This is a genomic window from Streptomyces sp. NPDC001153, from assembly GCF_053598315.1.
This window is the reverse complement of record NZ_JBSFJZ010000042.1, coordinates 58623-80667: the sequence shown is the minus strand read 5'-3', so window position 1 is coordinate 80667 and position 22045 is coordinate 58623. Positions and strand designations below refer to the sequence as shown.

The following is a 22045-nucleotide window of genomic DNA, read 5'->3' as shown; positions in this document are numbered from 1 at the left end:
CGGATGCCAATCGGGGCGGAGAGAATACCCCGGGGGTGACGGGGGTCAAACCGTTTGGCGCGGTGGGCGGAATGTGGAGTTGTCGTAAGCATCTTCGGGATGTGACTGCTGTGCCTCTGGAGGCAGGTGGTGACGAAGATCGCCACTGTGCCACCGTTTAGGACATGACGGATCCAGGGGGCGGCGCTCACGCGCCGGTACGACGCTCACGGCTGGCCGACTACGCGGACCTGGCCGGCCCCGCGAAGGACACGGCACCACCGCTGGCGGCCGCTTCGCAGGAGCTTCCCGAGGGGGCGCCGACACCCGCCGGGCCGGACCCGGCCACGCCGCCCGCCTCCCCGGCGGAGGCCGGAGCCAGGCGTCGCCGGTTCATCGAGGCACTGGAATCGTTCCGGACCACGGCCGTCCTGGTCCCCGTGCGGGACGACGGCTGGCTGACCGTCGATCTGGGCGGGGTCCGCTGGATCCTGGCGTTCTCCGACGAGCCGGCACTCGCACGCTACGCGCTGGCCCGGGACAGGGGCGACGAGGAGTGGACGTACGAGACGGTGCTCGGGGCCCGGCTTCTCGACGCGGCCGTCCCGGAGGCGGGGGTGCCCTGCGGTGTCGCCCTGGACGCGGCCGACGGCGGGGAACGTGCGGTGCTGTTCCCACCGGTCGCAGGGATCGTTCCGGACGCGTACGCGGTCAACAAGGGATACGTGGGTGACGGGGCCATGACCGCCCCGACGGAGGAGGAGTGATGAACGGGGGCGCGGGCGCGCAGGCAGGCGGAGCGGATCTCGCGACCGGCGGCCTTGACGAGATCGCGCAGGGGCTCACCCTGGCCCTGGGCGAGCTGAAGGATCTCGGCATGGTCGGCATGGCGGGTGCCGGGCGGGGCTTCAGCCAGCTGGAACTGTCCGGCCTGGAACTGGGCGACGAGACCCTCACGAGCACCTTCCACTCGTTCTGCGAGCGCTGGGAGTGGGGCGTGCGCTCACTGATCAACGAGGGCAACGCCCTGGCCGTGAAGACGGGCATGTCCGCCGGGACGTACTACGAGACCGATCAGTACGTCAAAGGCACGATGAAGATCGGGCTGAACTCGCTGATCGGCAATCCGCACGCGTCGGAGGACGAGGTCACCAAGCAGGGCTGGGGAGAGATCGCCACCCAGGACCTGCACCCCGACTACAGCGAGCAGTCCTTCGAGCGGGCCTACGACAACAGCCTCCAGGGCTGGAAGGACGCCGGCCGGGACATGATGACCTCCCAGGTCATCGGCCCGCCGGGAATGAACCCGGAGGACCTGCACGGCGCCTTCGGCGTGTCGGACACGCAGTACAACAAGTTCCTCGACGACACCTTCGGCCCCTCACCCGAGGAGCGGGCCCGCATGCAGCAGGGCGGGGGCGAAGGCTGATGGGCGTCCTGGGGGACATCGGTCACGGCCTGGCAGACGGCGCCAACTGGGCCCTCGGCAAAGGCGAGAAGCTTGCCGACGACACCAAGAAGGTGGTCGGCGCGGGCATCGACTACGGCGCTCACAAGATCGGCGAAGGCCTCGACGAGGCCGGCTATCACGGCGCGGCCCGGAAGGTGGAGGACTGGGGCGACGAGATCGCCTCCGACCTCGGCGCCACCCCTGGTGAACGGCAGCTGGGCGACAGCGACGATCCCAAGGACCTGGTCCACGGCGACCATGGCAAGATCGTGGCGACCGCCAAGCACCTGAAGGACTTCTTCAGCGCCTTCGAGAAGGTCAGCGCCGGTCTGAAGAGGGTGGACTCCTCCGGCTGGAAAGGCGAGGGCGGTGACGCCTTCCGCAAGAAGTTCGGTGTGCACCCGGCGAAGTGGCTGCACGCGGCCGACGCCTGTGAGGCCGCCTCGGACGCGCTGACGGCCTACGCGGAGACCGTGAAGTGGGCGCAGGACCAGGCCAAGGAAGCCATCGCGCTGTACAAGCGCGGCAAGCAGGCGTCCGAATCGGCCGTCAGCGCGTACAACAAGCGCATCGACGCCTACAACGCGAAGATCAAGAAGAACCAGGACCCGGGCCCGGAGCCCGAGCCGTTCCACGACCCCGGCAAGACCGACATCGAGGCGGCCCGGCAGAAGCTCGGCGAAGCACGCAAGCAGCGCAACACCGCCGCCGCCACCGCCAACGGCAAGATCAAGGCGGCCCTGGCCCACGCGCCCGCCGAGCCGCCCCCGCTGGACCGCCTCGGCAACGATTTCATGGACGGCGCGCAAGCCGCCAACACGGAGCTGCTGCATGTCGCCGGCGGCGTGGTCAAGGGCGCGGCCGGCCTGGTCAACTTCGTACGCGGCCTCGACCCGATGGACCCGTACAACCTGACCCACCCGGCCGAGTACCTCCAGGGTGTCTCGATGACGCTCTCCGGCCTGGTCTCGACGGCCGCCCATCCCGAACGGGCGCTCAAGGCCGCCGTCGACGGCTTCGAGAAGGACCCTTCCGAGTTCATGGGCCGGCTGCTGCCGCAGGTGATCGGCACGGACGGCGCCGGCCTCGCGGCCGGTGGGCTGCGCACGGCGGTCGAGGAGGGCGCCGAAGCCACGGCCGCGAACATGGCCAAGGGGGGCCTGGAACAGGCGGGAGAGGCAGGTGGCAAGTGGAGCCATCTGGCGCGGCCGTCGACCGCGGCCTCGCGAAGGGCGATTCACTACGAGTCGGTGACTCCCGATGAGGCGCAGGCGTTCATCGACGACCAGGTTCCCTGGCTCAAGGACGTGAACAACACGGGCATGCCCGGATACACCCAGAACTGCAGTCACAACGTCGTCGCAGTGGAACGCCGGCTCAACGGCGAAGAGGTCAGCGCCGCGCCCAAGCAGATTCCCGACCACATTCCCCCGGAGGCACTGGGGCTGCAGAACGTCCCCAAGGGACTCTATATCCGTGCGCACACCTACGATGACGTCATCCGCGACCTGGAGCTGCGAGGAGAGGGCTCGAGAAGCGCGGTGTACATCGCCCGGCCCGATGGGTCGGCCCATGTCTTCAACGCCGTGAACACGGAGCACGGTGTGGTGTTCCTCGACGGCCAGAGCGGGACGCTCGGCAGACTGGAGCATGGTGTCTCGCGTATCGGCTACATTCCTTATCGTTAGTGGAGTTGGCATTGTTGACCAGGGATGAAGCGGTGGCTTCGGCCGCCGTGTATCTGAAAACCGTCGCCTACCCCGACCGGGCCGATTCCGTGGTCGTGCTTCCTGACACGGCGATCGAATTCCGTTACGGCTGGACGGTGCGCTTCGATTTCAAGGAGCATCTGGAAACGGGCGACCCGATGGCGGCCCCGTTCAGTTCGGTGATCGTCGCCCCGCACGACGGCACGGGGGTCCACTTCCCTCCGACGTTCCTGCCGACGGGGGAGTACATGGAGCGGCGGGCCGCTGGTGACTGGCCGCCGAAGAAGGGCCATTGAGATGCCGGGTCCCGACCAGCGGGCCACAGCCTGGCTGCACATGACCTACGGCGGGCTGGTCGAGCCGGCCTCGCCGCACCCGGTGCACGAGACGGCCACGGCCTGGCTGCTGGCGTGCCGGACCCTGCCTCAGCCGGGTTACCCGCAGACGCCCATGCTCGCGTCGTCCGTCGTCGTGCCGAAGGACGGTGGCTCGCCCTTCCATCCGGCGCCGAGTACTCCCCTCGCGGACCTGGAGCCCGCCGGGCCCCAGGAAGCCGCCGCCCGCGTCGAAGGCCAGCCGCGCCGGATCAATGCCCGCGGTTGTGTGATCGCCGTCCACTCCGCGGTCAACGGCTGCCCCTCGGTGGCGTTGCCCTGGCGCCCGGCCGACGAGGCACCCGGCTGGTGGCCCAGGATGGCCCGCCGGTATTTCCCCGGCTTCGAGGAGGTAGCGGTCAGCGACTGGGACGACGTGGTGAAGGCCGTCGCCGATCCGGGACCGGACACCCGGGGCCTGGTCTGGGTGCGCCGTGAGATCGGCGGCCAGGAGGCCACCGGGAACCTGCTGTACGCCCAGAACCACAAGGGCCAGGTCGTCCTGCTGGACGGTCTGACCTCTTCGCTCGCCCGGCTCGACATGGCACCGCTGCTGCGCGAGATCGTCCTCCTGCGGGCCCTGCCCGGGGCGTCCGCAGGCCGGCGTTCTCCCTGGCAGCAATCGGCACCCGACTTCGCCTCGGCAGTCGCCAAGGCCCGGCTCTGGCTCGACGACGCCTACCGGGGACAGGTGGACCTGGACAGGCCGACCGCCCAGGACGAGACGCGGCGCGGCTGGATCTTCTCCTGCAACAGCAGGCGCTTCCTGGATGACGGACAGTGGCAGGACGCCATGCTCGACGCCACGGTCGTCGTACCGAAGGACGACACCGCGCCCTTCGGCCTTCCGAACTCGGACCCCTGGGCATGGCTGGCCAGCTGGGACGCCGGCGAGGATCCAGGCACGGCGAACCTGCCCACACCGCCCACTCCAGGGCATGCGTCATGGTACGAGCCGACGCTCGCCCAGCTCGGCCAGGTGTTGTCCGTGTCGGAGCATCCGGACTGGCAGACGACGATGGACGCGCTCGCGGCGCTACCGGTCGGTGCCCGCGCCCTGGTCTGGGTCCGCCGCACGGACGGCCGCGGCCGCGAGGCCGTGGGCTGGCTGGTGAATGCGGTGCGCCTGGAGGACGGCGTCATGGTCATCGATGGTTCGTCGGACGAGCCGGTGTCCTTCGACCCGACGGGCGTGCACCGCCTGCACATCATCCGCTACCGCTGACCCCGCTCCAGCACCTCGGTGACCGTTGCCGCCCCGGCCGGGAGAACAGCCCTGCCGGCCGCCGAGTCGACTACTTCGGCGTCACCGCGTACCGGTTCGGCGGGTGGGGGCGGTCCCGGCGACGGGAGCGGCGCTGCTCACACTGGCGCTGCTGATGTGGGGTGCCGGTCGTGACGTGAGGCAGACCTGGCCCTCCCAAGGGTGCGCTCAGAGCGGACCGACCCCCTCCAGGTAAGATCCGACATCTGTGCCGACAACCGGGGGGAACGCGCGCATGATGCAGCTGCGTCACGACGACCCGGCGTGGATCGGCCCGTACGCGGTTCTGGGCGGGATCGACGAGGAGCACGAGCGGCGGCGGGCGCCCGATCGCCGGTATGTCGCCCGCAGCGCGGACGGCCGGCGCACGGTCCTGGTCCATGTTCCGCGCCCCGAGACCGATCCGGCCCGCTGGGCCGCCGAGGCCGAAGACGCCCGGCGACTGTCCGTATCCGGCTTCGCGCCCGTGACGGAGGTGGTCCAGGCCGCCGCTTCACCCTGGCACGCCGCTCCGTACACCCCGGTACTGCCCTTGCCCGCCGCCCTCGCCGCACATGGTGGTCCGCTGGCGGAGACCGTCGTACGCGCCCTGGGCGCGGCCCTCGCCGGCACGCTGGCCACGGCCCACGCGCGGGGTGTGACCCACGCCGGTCTGTCCCCGGCCGCCGTCCTGCTCGGTGTGGACGGACCGCTGCTGGCCTGCTTCGGTGCGGTGCGCGCCATCGCCCCGGACGGCGAGCCGCGGCTGGGCAGGCCAGGACTGGACCCCGGCTGTCTGGCTCCGGAGCAGGCCCAGGGCGGGCGTCCCCGGCCCCTCGGTGACGTGTACGCGCTCGGCGCCGTGCTGTCGTACGCGAGCAGCGGCTACACCGTCCCGGACCGGAAGGAACTGCCGGCGTCGCTGCGCGAGCCGATCACGGCCTGCCTCGCCCGTGACGCCGCCCGGCGGCCGTCGGCGGCCGACCTCTCAGCCGGTCTGGCAGCACCCCGGCTCGGACACCAAGTGGCCCCGCAGGCCCCGACACCGGTCCCCACGGTTCTCGACGGCCCTGCGTTCCCTCTGCCGTCCCGGATCGTCGCCGCTCTGGCCCGTCAGTCGGCGGCCGTTCTCATCGCCCGACCGGCCGCACGTACCCAGGAGGCGGGGCGGCCCTGATGTTCACCCCTCTCGCTCACGACGATCCCGGGACGCTCGGCGCCTACCACCTGATCGCCCGCCTCGGCAGCGGTGGCATGGGCACCGTCTATCTCGGCCGCGCAGACACCGGGGTCGTCGTCGCCCTCAAGACGATGCACGCCCGCATCGCAGCGGATCCCGTCTTCCGGACCCGGTTCCGGCTGGAGACGGACGCCGCACGGGTGATCGGCGGGGAGCACGGCGCCCGGGTCTTCGACGCCGACATCGTCCACAGCACGCCCTGGCTGGCCACCGAGTATCTGATCGGCCCGCCCCTGGACGACGCCGTCCGGCTGAACGGGCCACTGCCGGAACGAGCGGTCCGGGCCCTCGGTGCCCGGCTGTGCGCCGCGCTGGCCCAGCTGCACGACTCGGACGTCGTCCACCGCGACCTGAAGCCCTCCAACATCATCGTGACAGCGGACGGCCCCAAGGTCATCGACTTCGGTATCGCTCGGGCGCTCGGCGACGACCGGCTCACCCGGGCAGGTGCGGCTGCGGGCACGCCTGCGTTCATGTCGCCCGAGCAGGCGGCGGGCGGGGAGCACACGCCGGCCGGTGACGTCTTCGCCCTGGCGGGAGTGCTGGTCCACGCCGCGACGGGCAGGGGCCCGTTCGGCGCGGGGCAGGCGGCGGATCTGCTGTACCGGGTGCGGTATGCGGAACCGGACCTGACCGGGGTTCCGGCCGGGCTCGTCTCCGCGCTGCGGCCGTGCTTCGCCAAGGATCCGCTGCACCGGCCCACAACCGACCAGCTCCGCTGCCAACTGGGCGGTGACGAGGGAGACTTCGCGGACTTTCTGCCGGAGCCGGTCCTGGTGGACATCGCCCGGCGAGCCGCCGACGTCTGGCGGGTCGAGCCCCGCCGGCTGCCGCCCCCGGCCGGGCACGGCCTCGCGGACACCGCACCCGACGGCACCGGGACGCGAATGTCCCGACGCCGTCTGCTCACGCTCGGCGGCACCACGGCCCTCGGCGTCGCCGCGGCCGGGACAGGTGCCTGGGCCTGGCTCGGCAACCACGGCGGCGGCACGCCCACCCCGCCCCGGCCGACCGGCGCCGCACAGCGGAAACCCGCCTGGGACCTGCTCTGGCAGGTGTCGGCCGACTTCGACGACCCACTCGTCCCGCCGGCGCCGCTCTTGCTGGACCGGCTCCTCGTCGTCGGCCAGGTCGAACTCAAGGGCTTGAACCCGACCAGCGGAAAGGCGCTCTGGCCGCAGTACGCCGCGATCTCTTTCCAGCATCGTACGGCCACGGACGGCACCTTGATCCACACGCTCGACCACGTCACCGAGGATCCCCCGCCACTGACCGTGTGCCGGGTCGACCCGGCCGACGGCAGCGCGGGTGACCCGCTCATTGAGCTCAAGGACTTCAGCGGGGACCTCTACGGGACCCAGTTGCTCTGTGCCACGGACACCGCGCTCTACGCGGTCGGCGGCCGTGGCACCCAGCCGATCGACAGCGATTCCTTCCGCAGGGGCCAGGCCTGGTATCTGCTCGCGTTCGACCTCCGGGCCCGCAAGAAGCTGTGGGGCGTGCCGCTGCCTGCGCGCCCCGAAGGCTCCCCACGGCTCCACTTCCTGTCCGCCCAGGTCTCGGGTGCCCGTCTCGTCCTCGTCCAGCAGGCAGCCGATGGCGCAACCGAGCTGGTCGTCCGCGACACCGGTACCGGGCGACTGCTGTGGAGCCGCGCACTGGACAGTGCGCAGCCTGCCTTCAGCCGGGCCTGTCTCGCCGTCGACGACCGGCACGTGTACCCGTCGGCCGGCGGGCTGCTCGCGCTCGGCCTGGACGACGGCAAGGTCGCCTGGCGCTACGACAAGGGTCCCGCCGGAGCCACGTACAGCCCGCCCGCCGTCAAGGACGGGGTGGTGTACGCGGTGGAGGCCGGCCGCGGGGTTGTCGCTGTCGAAGCCGTCAGCGGCGAACCGCGCTGGACGGAGAAGAGCGGCGGCGCCACCGCCGCGGATCTCGTCGCCCCGCCGGTGGTGGGCCTCGCCTACGTGTACCGCAACGCGTCGCCGCACCTGGCGGCTGTCGACCTGACCGACGGCGGCACGACACGCCCCGTCAAGGCCGCCGCGACGGCCCGCTACTTCGCTCACCCGGCCTCGGGGCGACTGATCGCCGTGGGCGACAACTACGCCGCCGGCTATCCGCTCCTCTGACCCTCTGCCCCTCTGAGACGGAACGACGAAAGAGTCAGCACCGGACATGAAGCCACTGGACACCGGAGACCCGCTCCGCCTCGGGCCCTACCGCATCCTCGGCGTGCTCGGCGAGGGTGGCATGGGCAAGGTCTACGTCGGCCAGGAACGCGACGGTCGCACGGCCGCCGTGAAGGTGCTGCACCGCCACCTGGCGGACGACCCGCAGCTCGGTCAGCGTTTCGTGCGCGAGGCCCGGATGGCGCAGGCGGTCAGCAGCCCGGGTGTGGCCCGGGTCCTGGACGCGCAGACCGAGGGCGGGCGCCCGTGGATCGCGACCGAGTTCCTCTGCGGCCCGACCCTGGACGAGGCGGTCGGCACCTACGGACCGCTCGACGAGAACGGGGTCCGGGCTCTCGCGGCGGCACTCGCCCTCGCGCTCCGGGACATCCACGCCGCCGGGCTGGTGCACCGCGACCTGAAACCCGCCAACGTGGTGCTCACCTCGGCAGGCCCGCGCGTTATCGACTTCGGCATCGCCCGTCCCGAGCACGGACTCACCCTCACCACCACCGGCCAGGTTCCGGTCACCCCGGGCTACGGCGCGCCGGAACAGGCTCTCGGTCAGCGCGTCGGCCCGGCCGCCGATGTCTTCTCCCTCGGCGCCCTGCTGGTGTACGCGGCGAGCGGGCAGCGCGCGTACGGGGGTTCACACGTCGCGGCCGTCCAGTACGAGGTCGTCCACGGCATGCCGCGCATGGACCGCATCCCGCCCTCCCTCCAGCAGCTCATCGGCCCGTGCCTGGCCAAGGATCCCGCGTACCGGCCCGCCCCGGACGCCATCGCGCAGGCCTTCGCTCCGCCACGCGGCGCCGACCGGGTGTGGCGTTCCGGCCCGTTGGCCGAGGACGTGCGGCGCCGTGAACGCGCCCTGCACGAGCTGACCACGCTGCCGGGCACGAGCAGCGCGCCGGGCGGGGTCTCCCGGCGCCGTGTGCTGACGGCTGTCGCGGTCGGCGCCCCGGTCGCCCTCGCCGGCGCGGGCACGGCCACCTGGTGGTTCTGGCGCAAGGACCGCAGCAATCTCTTCGACATCCCGCCCGCCGTCGCGACCCCGAAGGCCCGCCTGCTGTCGGCGGAGAAGGGGGACTACGTCCTCGGACAGACGCCGGACCCGATCTGGACCCGGCCGTCCGTCCTCAGTGCCGACGCACCCGCGCCGTTGCCCGTACGCGACGTCCTGATCGTCGGAGACAGCAAGGGCAGCATCACGGCACACAACGTCGTCGACGGGAAACCACGCTGGTCCGCGCCCGAAGCCCAGGCGATAAGCCGTTTCGTATCGCTCTCCGACCGGCTGGTCGCCGCTGTCGACAGCCATGGCACACTGCGGACCTTCGTGGCGTCCACCGGCGCCCCCAAGTGGACGGCGCCCGCGGAGGCCTCCTACATCCTGGCGGCCGACGCCGAGGCGGTGTACGTCGTCACCGACGACGGCCGACTGCGCAGCGTCGGCCGCTCCGACGCGAAGATCCGCTGGACCGCGAAACCCCGTGCCGACCTCGGCACGACCGGCTCGGCGAAGGGTGTCGTGGCCCAGGGCGTCCTGGCTGTCGCCACGAAGGCCGGGGACGTCCTCGCCGTCGACACACGCACCGGCCGCACGGCATGGGTGCTGCGTGACCAGGCCGACGACAGGCCGGGGATCGCCGCATCGGGCGGGACCCTGTTCGTGAGCGGCAGCCCGTACTTCACGGCCCGTCGCCTCACCGACGGCAAGCAGCTGTGGCGCCCGGACCTGAGACGGACGGACGGCACGAAGATCTTTTGGGGTCCCTCGGCGATCCACGGCCCCTACGTCTTCGCGGCCGCACTCGGAGCACCGGTGCGTTTCGACATCAAGAACGGGAAACAGAGCGGCTGGCTCTACGACCTCGAGTACATGTGCGACCCGCACAGCCCACTGGCGGTACAGGGCCACGGCTTCTGGTCGGTCGCCGTCAACGCGACGGAGGGCGCGGTCGGCGTCCTCGATGTGGCCGACGGGCCGCAAAGCTCCGGCTTCGATCCCAACTCCACGCTGGGCAAGACAACCTGGAGCTTTCGCATCATCAAGAACCCCAGGAGTTACTGGATGACGGCCGACGCCAACCGTGTGTTCATCGTGGACGGCGACTCACTCACGGCGCTGCCGGTCTTCTGATCTCGCGCTGGTCCTCTCGCATGCACGGACCTCGTCAGGTGCGGGTGACCGTGCCGCAGCCCTTGTGGTGGTCGTCCGTCACGGGCTTGCTGCGGTCGTAAGGGTCTGCGGCGGGGCCCGTGCCCGGGGCGCCGGTGGGGGTGCTGTCCGGGAAGACGGGGTGGTAGTAGCCGTCGTAGACGCCGCACTCGCTGTTGTAGAATTCGCTGTCGGACGACCGGACGGTGAGCTTGCCCTCGGTCGCGATCCACTTGTGCGGGTCGAGCAGGACGAGGGTCAGGTCGCGGCGGATGATCGTGCGTGCTACGGCATCGCCGCCGTCGCCCTTTCCGCCGGCCCGGACCAGGGGGTAGACGAAGGTGTAGTCCGCGTGCACCCGCACCTCGCCCGCGGCACCGGCGGAGAACGTCATATGGCCGCGCACCTTGACCACGTCCCCGGCGAGGGCCACATCCGCCGGGTCGAAGCGGGTCACCAGTTGCAGGAGGTCGTGGTGACGGTCCGGGGTGCGCAGCGAGCGCCGCAGGTCGGACAGTTGGGGCTGCTTCGGGTCGAGCAGGGCCATCGCCGAGTCGGGCTGTCCGCCGCGCAGCACGGCCGGGTCCAGGTTGGTGCCGACCAGGAACTCCTTGGTGTGGCGCAGGGCGAGAGCCACGTCCTCCTGACTCATCCCGCCCACTGCCTTCGCAGGCGGCACCTCGACAGCATCCGCCCCGTCGGCCCACCGCTGGGCGGGCGATCCGCGAAACGGGTCCTTGCGGGTGGGCAGTCCGGCCTGACCGACCGCGCCTGGTGCGCCGGACGGCGGCGCCGTCTCGGCAGGCAGCGGCGAGGCCGAATCGGCGGCGCCGTGGTCGCGGCCGGGAAGCCGGTCCAGCAGCAGCGACGGCCGTACGGCTACGACGGCGAGCGCCACCGCCAGCACCACACCGATCACCGAACCCACGGTCCGGCGCCGGCTGCTCCGCCCCACCGGAGGATGCGGCTCGTGCGCCCGCTTCCGCCGCCACCGCCACCGGCCGCCGCTATCGGCCGTCCGGCCTCGCATCGCCTCGTCCTGCTCCTGCAGCCGACGGGTCACCATCCGCGCCCGCGCGGACGGCTCCTTCGGCGCGTTCCTGCCACCGTCCTCCACGGCCTCGCGCAGGAACGCCTCCCACTGCTCGTCGGGTATGGAGGACTCATCGGGGTGATCAGGGGGTGACGGGACGGTGCTCACGGGTTCTCTTCCGGGTGTGTCAGATCCTGCGAACGAACTCCGACCAGGCCTCCGGCGCGAGGGCGAGCCGGGGGCCGTCGGCGTTCTTGGAGTCGCGGATGTGGATGGTGGTAGGGGTGGGGGCGACCTCGATGCAGTCGTTGCCGTTGCTACTGCTGCTGTAGCTGCTCTTGAACCAGTGGAGTTCCGGGGTGCTCATAGTTCTCCCAGTGCTTGCTCGATGAAGACCAGAGACTCCTCTGGCGTGAGCGCCTGAGCCCGGATGATGCCATAGCGCAGGTCGAGGACACGGAGTTGCCTCGGGCTCGAGACCGGGCGGCCCGAGAAGTCACCGTCGGTACGGCCAACTCCCGTTCCATCCAGGAACTTCAGCACCTCGATCAGACCACCCGTCCCAGGGTGATTCGCGCGGGCGGTCGGCATCACTTGAAGCTCCACGAACGGCAACCGGGCCACCTCCAGCATGTGTTCTAGCTGTCGGCGCAACACCATTGTGTCCCCGACCGGGCGGCGCAGTGTCACCTCTTCCTGGACGAAGCTGAACTCGGGTGCGGGCGACCGCTCGAAGACGGACTTCCGGGCGATGCGCGCCGCCACCATGCGCTCCAGCTGATCCGGGGTATAGGCCGGACGCCAGGTGCGAAGCAGCGCTCGTGCGTACTCCTCCGTCTGCAGCAGGCCATGGATGTTGTGGTGGCTGTACAGCAGTAGCTCGACCGCCCGGCCCTCCATCTCCGCCAGCTCCCGCACCTTCTTCGGATACCGGGCCTTGCGCATGTCCTCCATGAAGGCCCTCAGATGCCCCTGCGCCTTCAGGATCTGGTCCGCCCTGTCCAGCAGCTCAGGCCGGGGAATCCGCACGCCGCGCTCGATCTTGCGGATCATGTCCTCGCCGTAGCCCAGGGCCTCGGCCAGCTCGGCCACGCTCAGCCCGGCCGCCTCGCGGCACACCCTGAGCAGGCGCCCCACCGCCTGGACCACCGGCTCGATCTCGTCCCCCGGCTCGACGTCCCAACCCGCCTCGTCCACACCGTCGCTCATGACCCTCCTCCGACGCGCACCTGTACCCGTACAACGCCCGAGACAGCCGAGACAGCCGAGACAAAGCGGATACAGTCACCGTACGTGAAGGCGTTGTCACTCACCTATGGAAGCAGGGACCGCCACGCTGAGTGACATGAATCAACAAACCGCCGAGACGGCCGAGATCGGCGAGGCCCCGGCCGAACTCACCAGCCCAATCCCCAACTTCACGGTCCTCCTGTCCCCCACGCGTCGCGGCGCCCGGCTGGCCCGACTGCTGGCTACCGAGCAACTCCGCACCTGGGGGCTTCCGTTGGATGCGGCGCAGCACATCGTGGGTGAGCTGGCCGCCAACGCCGCGATCCACGGCCGGGTGTCCGGACGGAACTTCCGGCTCACCCTCTACGTCGTCGGCGACATCCTCCGCATCGAGGTGACCGACACGCGCGGTGACCGCCTGCCCAGACTCCAATCCCCGTCTCCGCAGGGCGAGTCGGGCCGGGGACTGGTCCTCGTGGACGCGTTGGCCGACCGCTGGGGTGTCTCGACGGGCCGGACTCCACGCAAGACCGTATGGGCCGAGGTCACCGTCCCCGCACCGGAACCCGGGGCCTCGCGCTCCGGTGCCACGAGCGGCCTTTCCCAAAGAAGAAAAACGAAGTGAAAAGGACCCCCGCCAAGCCCCACCTCTCCCGCCCGCGGCGCAAACTCACTCGCCTGGGTGAACTTCGCCAACTCGGGTGGATTTGCGCCCCGTTGCCTGCCTTACGCTCGGCGCAACACAACCCCAGACATGCGACGGCCCCCGCCGGGACTGGCATCCCAGTGCGAGGGCCTGACCACCGAGGAAGGTCACTCTTCCTGATGGATACCCAGCACCCTAGCGCGGCCCCACCCGCCCGGTCCCGCTTTGCGGGCAACAAGCACCCGAACCGGCGTCCCCCGTCCACGCCGGACGCCGGCGGGCTCATCCACGAGCACACCCGCCACACCACCCGCTTCACGGTGATCGGCAACCACCTCACCCAGCACCCGGATCTGTCCCTCCTCGCGATCGGTCTGGCCTGTCACATCCAGTCCCTGCCGAAGGGCGCCCGCGTCGACATCAAGACCCTGGCCGCCCGCTTCCCAGAGGGCGCGACCCGTATCGGCGCCGCGCTGCGCGAACTGGAGGCCCACGGCTATCTGCGCCGCGAACGCGCCCGCACCCCCGGCGGGCGCATCGTCACCCGCACGATCTCCTGCAACCAGCCACAGGCAGCCGTACGCCGGCACGCACCCGCCATCGCCCACACCAACCAGACGGCGGCCCCCGAGGAACCCCCTGCAAGGCACGACAAGCCCCACGAACCCCGCAAGAAGCGGCACCCGCTTCCCCCGGTCCCCCAGCCGGCGTACCCCTCTCCCGCCCTCCTCGAGCAGGCCACGGATCTCCTCGCCACTCTCCACCGCGAGGACCCCCGCCTCCTCCTCTCCGCCTGCGACACCGCCCACCTGGCCCCCGGCGTCGTCACCTGGCTGCTGCACGACGTGTCCCCGACCGCCGTACGCCGCGCCCTGACCGCCGACCTGCCACCCGAGGGTGTACGCCGCCCAGCAGCTCTGCCGGCCCACCGCCTCACAGCCCGGCTCCCGCCCCCACCCCCCTTCCGAGCCCCGCCCGCCCCACGACCCGTCCGGCGTCCCCTGCGGAACTGCGACGGCTGCGACCGCGCCTTCCGCGGACCCGGGCCCGGAGGTCTGTGCCGGGACTGCCGTGCCACGGCCACGAGCCCCGCAGGATCTCGGCCCGACTCCGGCCCCGGCCACTCCCCCACCCACTGACCAGGAAGACGGCACAGCATGTCCGCGCTCCCGCACCACAGCCGCCCCGGACGACTACCCTGGCCAGTGCACTCCCGGGAGGACTCCATGAGCACGCAGGCCGACCACGGACACGAGCTGGTTCCTCGTCCCGAACAGACTCCGGACGCTTTGCGGGCCGCCCTCGCCGTCGTCGATCCGGGGCGCCTGCCGGAGATGCAGCGGACGAAGGACGAGGCGTTCGCCAAGGCCGTGGATTGGCAGTCACTCAGCCCGGTGCGGAGCTGGGTTCTGGCCTGGGCCAGGGACATCGAGATCGCCCGCCGCCCCGACCTCGCCGCCCGCCATGCCCGAGCCAAGAACGACCTGGAACATGAAGACCCGGCCGTCGCCGGGGCAGCCCTGCGGGAACTGAGCGCTGTCCTGGACGAGGCGATGGAGGCAGTACGCGCTTGAGCTGGACCTGGGAGTACGCCTTCGCAGCAGAGGCAGCCGCCCGTCATCTCCCACCCGGCTTCCTCGCCGAGGTTGAACGCAAGGCAGCCGAGCTGGTCCGAGCCGCTGAGGCGTTGTACGTGCACGGCCGAGCCCACGCCGGTCATGACCCCAAGGGCGGAGACGTCATCGTCCCCGGCGGGATGTTCACGTACCAGATCGTCGTGCGCAGCGAGCGCGTCTATGTCCTGCAGATCACCTACCTGAGCCGGTGAGCCGACGACCGGCCGCTCTCCGTGCGGCCGGGTGACGAACCGTGTCAGGACACCGGCCCGGCCGGGGGCCACGCCGTAGGTCCGGAGGGCGGTGGACCCCACTGCGGTGGCGGGGCCGACGCGGCGGCCAGCCGGCGCCGGTGCCGACCGCGTCGGACAGCGGTGACGATGACGATGGTGGCGGTGGTGGCGACCGCGGCGAGGAAGCAGGCGATCCCCGCGGCGATGCTCCCGATCGTGGCCCCCACCCGGGGCTTGTCTCCCAGGGCGAACTCGGCCGGCAGCTCGGAGGTGCAGGTGAGCGTGTAGTCGCCGCTGCTGCCGGGTTTCACCTCGAGGACGCGGTCCCAGGTGCGGGAACCGAGGGTGATGGTGAAGGTGCTGTCCGGCTGGGTCATCGACCCGGACCGCATCTGCGGGATCCGGCAGACGACATGGCCCTGCCCGGACTGGGAGACGTAGATCGCCTTCGTCTTCCCCCGGACGAAGCCGAACGTCCGCGAGTCACCGCTGGAGAAGCTGTGGGCGGTGTCGATCGAGTCCACGGTGTCCTTCACCGTCACCACGATGAAGGCGACGCCGGCACCGGCCAGTACAAGCCCCAGCAGCGCGGATACCACGTACCAGATGCGCCGGGGCCGCAGGTCCTTCGCCGGGATGTTCACCGGCGGAGGCGGCGGACCGCCGTACGGGGGTCCCCACGGGTACGGATTCTGTATCGCCACGAGGGCGCATCGTACGGCAATGGCTGCGGCAGGCGTGCAGTGAAAACCGCCCCCCCGGAACGACGAAGAGGCCCGTACGACCGGAGTCGTACGGGCCTCTCCCAGGTCAGAGACCTCAGGTCAGGTGACCCTCAAGCAAGCTGGACTTACTTGACGATCTTGGTGACCTGGCCGGCGCCCACGGTGCGGCCACCCTCGCGGATGGCGAACTTCAGGCCCTCCTCCATGGCGACGGGCTGGATGAGGTCCACCTTCATCTCGGTGTTGTCACCCGGCATGACCATCTCGGTGCCCTCGGGGAGGGTCACCACGCCGGTCACGTCCGTCGTACGGAAGTAGAACTGCGGGCGGTAGTTGTTGAAGAACGGCGTGTGGCGGCCGCCCTCGTCCTTGGACAGGATGTAGGCCTGGGCCTCGAACTCGGTGTGCGGGGTGACCGAGCCCGGCTTGATGATGACCTGGCCGCGCTCGACGTCCTCGCGCTTGATGCCGCGGAGCAGCAGACCGACGTTCTCACCGGCCTGGCCCTCGTCGAGCAGCTTGCGGAACATCTCGATGCCGGTGACCGTGGTGCTGGTCTTCTCCGGCTTGATGCCGATGATGTCGACGGTCTCGTTGACCTTCAGGACACCACGCTCGATACGGCCGGTGACGACCGTACCGCGACCGGTGATCGTGAAGACGTCCTCGATCGGCATCAGGAACGGCTTGTCGACGTCGCGCTCCGGCTGCGGGATCGACTCGTCGACGGCGGCCATCAGGTTGAGGACGGAGTCCACCCACTCCTTCTCGCCCTCGAGGGCCTTGAGAGCGGAGACCTTGACGACCGGAACGTCGTCGCCGGGGAACTCGTACTCGGAGAGGAGCTCACGGACCTCGAGCTCGACGAGCTCCAGGATCTCCTCGTCGTCCACCATGTCGGCCTTGTTCAGGGCGACGACGATGTACGGAACGCCGACCTGGCGGGCCAGGAGCACGTGCTCCTTGGTCTGCGGCATCGGGCCGTCGGTGGCGGCCACCACGAGGATGGCGCCGTCCATCTGCGCCGCACCCGTGATCATGTTCTTGATGTAGTCCGCGTGACCCGGGCAGTCGACGTGGGCGTAGTGACGCGCCTCGGTCTGGTACTCGACGTGCGCGATGGAGATGGTGATACCGCGCTGGCGCTCCTCGGGCGCCTTGTCGATGTTGTCGAACGGGGTGGCCTCGTTCAGGTCCGGGTACGCGTCGTGCAGCACCTTGGTAATGGCGGCCGTGAGGGTCGTCTTACCGTGGTCGATGTGACCGATGGTGCCGATGTTGACGTGCGGCTTAGTCCGCTCGAACTTCGCCTTCGCCACTGGGGTCCTCCTGTGGAGTGGTTCTGTACGCCTTACTTCATCGGCGCCAGGTGATCTTTGCTGTAAAGGCCCGGAACCGGGGGCAAACATCCGGGTTTACGGCTGTTTGCCCCTTGAGGCTCCGGAGTCAAGCCTACGGCGTGTGAACGCGGTGCGTTACTCGCCCTTGGCCTTCGCGATGATCTCCTCGGCGACGTTCCGCGGAACCTCGGCGTAGGAGTCGAACTGCATGGAGTAGCTCGCACGGCCGGACGTCTTGCTGCGCAGGTCGCCGACGTAACCGAACATCTCCGAGAGGGGCACGAGGCCCTTCACGACGCGGGCACCGGCCCGCTCCTCCATGGCCTGGATCTGGCCACGGCGGGAGTTGATGTCACCGATGACCTCACCCATGTAGTCCTCGGGCGTGGTGACCTCGACGGCCATCATCGGCTCGAGCAGCACGGGCGAAGCCTTGCGCGCGGCCTCCTTGAAGGCCTGCGAACCGGCGATCTTGAAGGCGAGCTCGGAGGAGTCGACCTCGTGGTAGGCACCGTCGTGCAGGATCACGCGGACACCGGTCATCTCGTAACCGGCGAGGATGCCGAACTGCATGGCCTCCTGCGCACCGGCGTCGACCGAAGGGATGTACTCCTTCGGGATACGACCACCGGTCACCTTGTTCACGAACTCGTACGAGGTGTCGCCACCCTCGAGCGGCTCGATGCCGATCTGCACCTTCGCGAACTGACCGGTACCACCGGTCTGCTTCTTGTGGGTGTAGTCGACGCGCTCGACGGCCTTGCGGATCGTCTCGCGGTAGGCCACCTGCGGCTTGCCGACGTTGGCCTCGACCTTGAACTCACGGCGCATACGGTCGACCAGCACCTCGAGGTGCAGCTCGCCCATACCACCGATGATGGTCTGGCCGGTCTCCTCGTCCGAGTGGACCTGGAAGGACGGGTCCTCCTCGGCCAGGCGCTGGATCGCGACGCCCAGCTTCTCCTGGTCGCCCTTCGACTTGGGCTCGATGGCGACCTGGATGACCGGCGCCGGGAAGTCCATGGACTCCAGGATGACCGGGTTCTTGTCGTCGGCCAGCGTCTCACCGGTGGTGGTCTGCTTCAGGCCCATGACGGCGACGATGTCGCCGGCGCCCACCGAGTCGATCTCCTCACGCTTGTTGGCGTGCATGCGGTAGATCTTGCCGATGCGCTCCTTCTTGCCCTTGACGGAGTTCAGCACCGAAGAGCCGGACTCCAGGCGGCCCGAGTAGACCCGGACGAAGGTGAGCTTGCCGAGGTGCGGGTCGCTCATGATCTTGAACGCCAGCGCGGACAGCGGCTCGTCGTCGGACGGCTTGCGCTTGACGACCTCCTCCGGGTTGTTGACCGCGTGGCCCTCGATGGCCTCGATGTCAACCGGGGAAGGCAGGTAGCGCACGACCGCGTCGAGCAGGGGCTGGACGCCCTTGTTCTTGAACGCGGTGCCACAGAACACCGGGGTCACGGTGGTGCCGGTGCCCTTGCCGGACGCGATGGTGATACGACGGATCGCCGCGTAGAGCTGCTCCTCGGTGGGCTCCTCGCCCTCCAGGTACAGCTCCATCAGCTGCTCGTCGTTCTCGGCGACGGCCTCGAGGAGCTTGCCGCGCCATTCCTCGGCCGCCTCGGTGTGCGTGGCCGGGATGTCGACGACGTCGTACATCTCGCCCTTGGTCGCCTCGGCGGACCACACGAGCGCCTTCATGCGGACCAGGTCCACGACGCCCTTGAAGTCGGCCTCGGCACCGATCGGCAGCTGCATCACGATCGGCTGAGCGCCGAGGCGGTCAGAGATCATGTCGACGCAGCGGTGGAACTCGGCACCGGTCCGGTCCAGCTTGTTGACGAAGCAGATACGCGGAACGCCGTAGCGGTCCGCCTGACGCCACACGGTCTCGGACTGCGGCTCAACGCCGGCGACGCCGTCGAACACCGTCACGGCACCGTCGAGCACGCGCAGGGAGCGCTCCACCTCGACGGTGAAGTCGACGTGGCCCGGGGTGTCGATGATGTTGATGGTGTGGTCGACGTTCTCCAGCGGCCAGTGGCAGGTGGTGGCAGCAGAGGTGATCGTGATGCCACGCTCCTGCTCCTGCTCCATCCAGTCCATGGTGGCAGCGCCGTCGTGGACCTCACCGATCTTGTACGACACACCGGTGTAGAACAGGATCCGCTCGGTGGTGGTCGTCTTGCCCGCGTCGATGTGGGCCATGATGCCGATGTTGCGCACCTTGGCCAGGTCAAGTGAAGTGGTAGCCATAAGGCTTCAGTCTTCTCTCGGTCTCGATGTGGGTAGCGACTACCAGCGGTAGTGCGCGAAGGCCTTGTTGGACTCGGCCATCTTGTGGGTGTCCTCGCGCTTCTTCACGGCCGCACCGAGGCCGTTGGAGGCATCGAGAAGCTCGTTGAGGAGACGCTCGGTCATGGTCTTCTCGCGACGGGCGCGGGAGTAACCGACCAGCCAGCGCAGCGCCAGGGTGTTGGCACGGCCGGGCTTGACCTCGACCGGGACCTGGTAGGTGGCGCCACCGACACGGCGGGACTTGACCTCGAGGGTCGGCTTGATGTTCTCGAGAGCGCGCTTGAGCGTGACGACCGGGTCGTTGCCGGTCTTCTCGCGCAGGCCCTCCATGGCGCCGTAGACGATGCGCTCGGCGGTGGAGCGCTTGCCGTTCAGCAGCACCTTGTTGATCAGGGAGGTCACCAGAGGAGAACCGTAGACCGGGTCGATGATGACCGGGCGCTTCGGGGCGGGGCCCTTACGAGGCATTCTTACTTCTCCTTCTTGGCGCCGTAACGGCTGCGAGCCTGCTTGCGGTTCTTGACACCCTGGGTGTCGAGAGAGCCGCGGATGATCTTGTAGCGAACACCCGGCAGGTCCTTCACACGGCCGCCGCGCACGAGCACGATGGAGTGCTCCTGCAGGTTGTGTCCCTCACCCGGAATGTAAGCGGTGACCTCGATGCCGCTGGTCAGACGCACACGCGCGACCTTGCGGAGGGCCGAGTTCGGCTTCTTCGGGGTGGTCGTGAACACACGCGTGCAGACGCCACGACGCTGAGGGGAGCCCTCGAGTGCGGGCGTCTTGTTCTTCTCGACCTTGTCCTGCCGGCCCTTGCGGACCAGCTGCTGGATCGTAGGCACTACTTCTCCGGTTTCTGTGTGCCGATGGGTACAGCTAACCTGGAACGTCGCCGACCCACGCGGTCGGGTGTGTCGAATCCGGCGGACTCCCGCCGCAAGGCGAAAAGAGCACAGATTACGGTGGCCGCTCATAGCTCGCCATGCGGTTTGAAGGCACGCACGAGAGCCAGGGCACACCCCAGGCACAAGGTCTGAGCGTACCTACCTCACGGACTTCGGTCAAAACAAATGGAGCGAGCACCGACACGCCGGACTTCCCACCTCGCCGGCCGGGATTCGTCCCAGTTGTCCAGCGCCCGCCGCGAGCCGCCCACCGAACGGCGTCAGGCCTGGTCGGAAGGCCGGAAAGTGCCCTCCGGCCGTACCTGGCCGGTTTCCGCTCTTGCCGAGGATATGCCTGGTGCGCTTTCAGTACGTTGATCCGTCCGCTGCGGGTGAACAATTCGGGGGGCCGGCATGGCGAGCACTTGGACGACCGCGTCTGCACGGGACGACGGCGGCCTGGACGACCGGGTGCCCTTCCTGGCCCGGCTGGAAACCGAGGACCGGGAGGTGCTGCTCGCCCTCGGCCGGGAGCTGGCCTTCACCGCCCGCATGGTGCTGATCCACCAGCACGAGCCCTCCTCCCATGTGCTCTTTCTCGTGCAGGGCTGGACCAAGGTGACCGCGGCGGCCGCCAACGGATACGAGGCGCTGCTCGCGCTGCGCGGCCCCGGTGACATCGTCGGCGAGTCGGCGGCGCTCACCGGGCGGCCGCGTTCGGCCACGGTGACCGCGCTGGAGCCGGTGCGCTCGCTGGCCGTGGAGCACGAGCGGTTCCGGGACTTCCTGCGCCGCTCCCCCGCCGCGTCGTTCGCCCTGCTGGGCCTCACCGCCGACCGCACCCGGGCGGCCGACCGGCGCCGCCTGGAGTTCGCCTCCATGAACGTGCGCGAGCGGCTCGCCGTCCTGCTGCTGGACCTGGCCCGCACGCACGGCCGCCGCACCGAGGAGGGCATCGAGGTCTCCGTCCCCCTGAGCAAACAGGAGCTTGCGGGCTCGGTGGGTGCCTCCCGCGAGATGGTCCAGCGCCTGCTGAAGGAGCTGCGCGACAAACACGCGGTCACCACGGGCCGCCGGGCCCTGCTCATCCACCGCCCCGACGTGCTGCGCCGAATAGCGGCCGCGGCCTCCACCTCCGCCCCGGGCGCCCCGGGCGCCCCGGGCGCCCCGTGGATTCCGTCACCGCCGGGACCGCCGGACGGGGGGTGACGGCGGGCATCGCGGGCGTGGGGGTGACGGCGGGCATCGCGGGCGCGTGACGGCGGGCAGCGGGGCCGCTGGCAAGGCGCCAGCGTTCATCGGAGCGGCCTCAGGAGGGTGACGGCCGCAGGACGGTTCCAGCAGTCATCCAGGACCGCAGGGTGCGACACCGGTCACCGGCACCGCCAGAAGGGTGACAGCCGCAGGACCGTGGCAGCAGTCACCGGCACCGCAGGGACGGCGACAACCGCAGGACGGTCACAGCAGCCGCCGGCGCCGCCAGATGGGTGACAGACGCAGCGCGGTGCCGGCCTGGCAGGGGGCCTCGGGGCCGGGCCGTCCCAGGGACGGACGGCTGCCCCCACGGCCGCCCGGAGAGCGACGCCGGCCATCACTGCTGCCCCCGGACCCCGAAGAGCGACGGCGGCCACCCCAAAGGGACCGGCTCCCGAAGAGCGGCGCCGGCCACCACGGTCACCCGAGAGGGACCGAGCCCCCGAAGGGTGA

Annotated in this window: 21 protein-coding genes; 13 read left to right on the top strand and 8 right to left on the bottom strand. The window is 70.0% G+C overall.

From position 1 onward, the window contains the following. The first annotated feature begins 164 nt into the window (after positions 1-164). The 8 genes from ACWDEN_RS36640 (at position 165) to ACWDEN_RS36605 (ending at position 10309) form a co-directional block, all read left to right on the top strand. Complete coding sequence (locus tag ACWDEN_RS36640) at positions 165-746, top strand: hypothetical protein (RefSeq protein WP_450862253.1); 582 nt, start codon at positions 165-167, stop codon at positions 744-746. Continuing rightward, complete coding sequence (locus tag ACWDEN_RS36635; protein WP_450862251.1) at positions 746-1408, top strand: hypothetical protein; 663 nt, start codon at positions 746-748, stop codon at positions 1406-1408. The genes ACWDEN_RS36640 and ACWDEN_RS36635 overlap by 1 nt, the downstream gene beginning before the upstream one ends. After that, positions 1408-3117, top strand: coding sequence for a putative T7SS-secreted protein (locus ACWDEN_RS36630; protein ID WP_450862249.1), 1710 nt, complete (start codon positions 1408-1410; stop codon positions 3115-3117). The genes ACWDEN_RS36635 and ACWDEN_RS36630 overlap by 1 nt, the downstream gene beginning before the upstream one ends. Before the next feature lie 5 nt (positions 3118-3122). After that, positions 3123-3434, top strand: coding sequence for a YrhB domain-containing protein (locus ACWDEN_RS36625; RefSeq protein WP_450862247.1), 312 nt, complete (start codon positions 3123-3125; stop codon positions 3432-3434). A gap of 1 nt (position 3435) precedes the next feature. Continuing rightward, positions 3436-4737 carry a YrhB domain-containing protein gene (locus ACWDEN_RS36620; RefSeq protein ID WP_450862245.1) on the top strand — a complete coding sequence of 434 codons (1302 nt, stop codon included), beginning with the start codon at positions 3436-3438 and terminating at the stop codon, positions 4735-4737. 274 nt (positions 4738-5011) lie between these two features. Beyond that, positions 5012-5932: a serine/threonine protein kinase gene (locus ACWDEN_RS36615; protein WP_450862243.1), complete on the top strand. Its 921-nt coding sequence runs from the start codon at positions 5012-5014 to the stop codon at positions 5930-5932. Beyond that, complete coding sequence (locus tag ACWDEN_RS36610) at positions 5932-8127, top strand: protein kinase domain-containing protein (RefSeq protein WP_450862241.1); 2196 nt, start codon at positions 5932-5934, stop codon at positions 8125-8127. The genes ACWDEN_RS36615 and ACWDEN_RS36610 overlap by 1 nt, the downstream gene beginning before the upstream one ends. A 46-nt stretch (positions 8128-8173) precedes the next feature. After that, complete coding sequence (locus tag ACWDEN_RS36605; protein ID WP_450862239.1) at positions 8174-10309, top strand: protein kinase domain-containing protein; 2136 nt, start codon at positions 8174-8176, stop codon at positions 10307-10309. A gap of 34 nt (positions 10310-10343) precedes the next feature. On the opposite strand, the gene ACWDEN_RS36600 is transcribed toward ACWDEN_RS36605, so the two are convergent. From ACWDEN_RS36600 to ACWDEN_RS36590, 3 genes are read right to left on the bottom strand one after another with little or no spacing between them, the layout of a single operon-like run. Next, complete coding sequence (locus ACWDEN_RS36600) at positions 10344-11528, bottom strand: hypothetical protein (protein ID WP_450862237.1); 1185 nt, start codon at positions 11526-11528, stop codon at positions 10344-10346. Between the two features lie 19 nt (positions 11529-11547). Next, on the bottom strand, positions 11548-11727 hold the full coding sequence (locus tag ACWDEN_RS36595) for a DUF397 domain-containing protein (RefSeq protein ID WP_450862235.1): 180 nt from the start codon (positions 11725-11727) through the stop codon (positions 11548-11550). Further along, complete coding sequence (locus ACWDEN_RS36590; RefSeq protein ID WP_450862233.1) at positions 11724-12569, bottom strand: helix-turn-helix domain-containing protein; 846 nt, start codon at positions 12567-12569, stop codon at positions 11724-11726. The genes ACWDEN_RS36595 and ACWDEN_RS36590 overlap by 4 nt, the downstream gene beginning before the upstream one ends. Positions 12570-12705: 136 nt before the next feature. Between ACWDEN_RS36590 and ACWDEN_RS36585 the strand changes: the two genes are divergently transcribed. The 4 genes from ACWDEN_RS36585 (at position 12706) to ACWDEN_RS36570 (ending at position 15064) form a co-directional block, all read left to right on the top strand. Next, on the top strand, positions 12706-13215 hold the full coding sequence (locus ACWDEN_RS36585; RefSeq protein ID WP_450862231.1) for an ATP-binding protein: 510 nt from the start codon (positions 12706-12708) through the stop codon (positions 13213-13215). Positions 13216-13415: 200 nt separating this feature from the next. Continuing rightward, positions 13416-14375, top strand: a complete 960-nt coding sequence (locus ACWDEN_RS36580; RefSeq protein WP_450862229.1) for a helix-turn-helix domain-containing protein — start codon at positions 13416-13418, stop codon at positions 14373-14375. An 87-nt stretch (positions 14376-14462) separates the two neighbouring features. Beyond that, complete coding sequence (locus tag ACWDEN_RS36575; RefSeq protein WP_450862227.1) at positions 14463-14810, top strand: hypothetical protein; 348 nt, start codon at positions 14463-14465, stop codon at positions 14808-14810. After that, positions 14807-15064: a hypothetical protein gene (locus ACWDEN_RS36570; protein WP_450862225.1), complete on the top strand. Its 258-nt coding sequence runs from the start codon at positions 14807-14809 to the stop codon at positions 15062-15064. The genes ACWDEN_RS36575 and ACWDEN_RS36570 overlap by 4 nt, the downstream gene beginning before the upstream one ends. A 44-nt stretch (positions 15065-15108) precedes the next feature. On the opposite strand, the gene ACWDEN_RS36565 is transcribed toward ACWDEN_RS36570, so the two are convergent. From ACWDEN_RS36565 to rpsL, 5 genes are all read right to left on the bottom strand, one after another. Beyond that, positions 15109-15789 (bottom strand): serine/arginine repetitive matrix protein 2, encoded by a 681-nt coding sequence (locus tag ACWDEN_RS36565; protein ID WP_450862223.1) that lies wholly within the window; start codon positions 15787-15789, stop codon positions 15109-15111. A 146-nt stretch (positions 15790-15935) separates the two neighbouring features. Beyond that, the gene (gene tuf, locus ACWDEN_RS36560) at positions 15936-17129 is read right to left on the bottom strand and encodes an elongation factor Tu (protein WP_351618223.1); all 1194 of its coding nucleotides are present in this window, start codon (positions 17127-17129) and stop codon (positions 15936-15938) included. Positions 17130-17285: 156 nt separating this feature from the next. Further along, positions 17286-19412 carry an elongation factor G gene (fusA, locus tag ACWDEN_RS36555; protein ID WP_450862221.1) on the bottom strand — a complete coding sequence of 709 codons (2127 nt, stop codon included), beginning with the start codon at positions 19410-19412 and terminating at the stop codon, positions 17286-17288. Between the two features lie 39 nt (positions 19413-19451). Beyond that, positions 19452-19922: a 30S ribosomal protein S7 gene (gene rpsG, locus ACWDEN_RS36550; protein ID WP_055706461.1), complete on the bottom strand. Its 471-nt coding sequence runs from the start codon at positions 19920-19922 to the stop codon at positions 19452-19454. Positions 19923-19924: 2 nt separating this feature from the next. Then, a complete protein-coding gene (gene rpsL / locus ACWDEN_RS36545; protein WP_003948652.1) occupies positions 19925-20296 on the bottom strand; it encodes a 30S ribosomal protein S12 in 372 nt (123 codons plus the stop codon). Between the two features lie 456 nt (positions 20297-20752). Here rpsL and ACWDEN_RS36540 point away from each other — a divergent pair, with 456 nt between their 5' ends. After that, entirely contained in the window at positions 20753-21547 is a 795-nt protein-coding gene (locus ACWDEN_RS36540) for a Crp/Fnr family transcriptional regulator (protein ID WP_450862219.1), read from the top strand. The last annotated feature ends 498 nt before the right edge of the window (positions 21548-22045 follow it).

Bases quoted from the DNA above. Each gene is read 5' to 3' on its own strand.
- ACWDEN_RS36615 (WP_450862243.1), top strand. From the start codon at position 5,012: ATGATGCAGCTGCGTCACGACGACCCGGCGTGGATCGGCCCGTACGCG.
- ACWDEN_RS36580 (WP_450862229.1), top strand. From the start codon at position 13,416: ATGGATACCCAGCACCCTAGCGCGGCCCCACCCGCCCGGTCCCGCTTT.
- fusA (WP_450862221.1), bottom strand. From the start codon at position 19,412: ATGGCTACCACTTCACTTGACCTGGCCAAGGTGCGCAACATCGGCATC.
- ACWDEN_RS36540 (WP_450862219.1), top strand. From the start codon at position 20,753: ATGGCGAGCACTTGGACGACCGCGTCTGCACGGGACGACGGCGGCCTG.
- ACWDEN_RS36575 (WP_450862227.1), top strand. From the start codon at position 14,463: ATGAGCACGCAGGCCGACCACGGACACGAGCTGGTTCCTCGTCCCGAA.
- ACWDEN_RS36595 (WP_450862235.1), bottom strand. From the start codon at position 11,727: ATGAGCACCCCGGAACTCCACTGGTTCAAGAGCAGCTACAGCAGCAGT.
- ACWDEN_RS36590 (WP_450862233.1), bottom strand. From the start codon at position 12,569: ATGAGCGACGGTGTGGACGAGGCGGGTTGGGACGTCGAGCCGGGGGAC.
- ACWDEN_RS36630 (WP_450862249.1), top strand. From the start codon at position 1,408: ATGGGCGTCCTGGGGGACATCGGTCACGGCCTGGCAGACGGCGCCAAC.
- ACWDEN_RS36640 (WP_450862253.1), top strand. From the start codon at position 165: ATGACGGATCCAGGGGGCGGCGCTCACGCGCCGGTACGACGCTCACGG.
- ACWDEN_RS36610 (WP_450862241.1), top strand. From the start codon at position 5,932: ATGTTCACCCCTCTCGCTCACGACGATCCCGGGACGCTCGGCGCCTAC.
- rpsG (WP_055706461.1), bottom strand. From the start codon at position 19,922: ATGCCTCGTAAGGGCCCCGCCCCGAAGCGCCCGGTCATCATCGACCCG.
- ACWDEN_RS36605 (WP_450862239.1), top strand. From the start codon at position 8,174: ATGAAGCCACTGGACACCGGAGACCCGCTCCGCCTCGGGCCCTACCGC.
- ACWDEN_RS36620 (WP_450862245.1), top strand. From the start codon at position 3,436: ATGCCGGGTCCCGACCAGCGGGCCACAGCCTGGCTGCACATGACCTAC.
- ACWDEN_RS36635 (WP_450862251.1), top strand. From the start codon at position 746: ATGAACGGGGGCGCGGGCGCGCAGGCAGGCGGAGCGGATCTCGCGACC.
- ACWDEN_RS36585 (WP_450862231.1), top strand. From the start codon at position 12,706: ATGAATCAACAAACCGCCGAGACGGCCGAGATCGGCGAGGCCCCGGCC.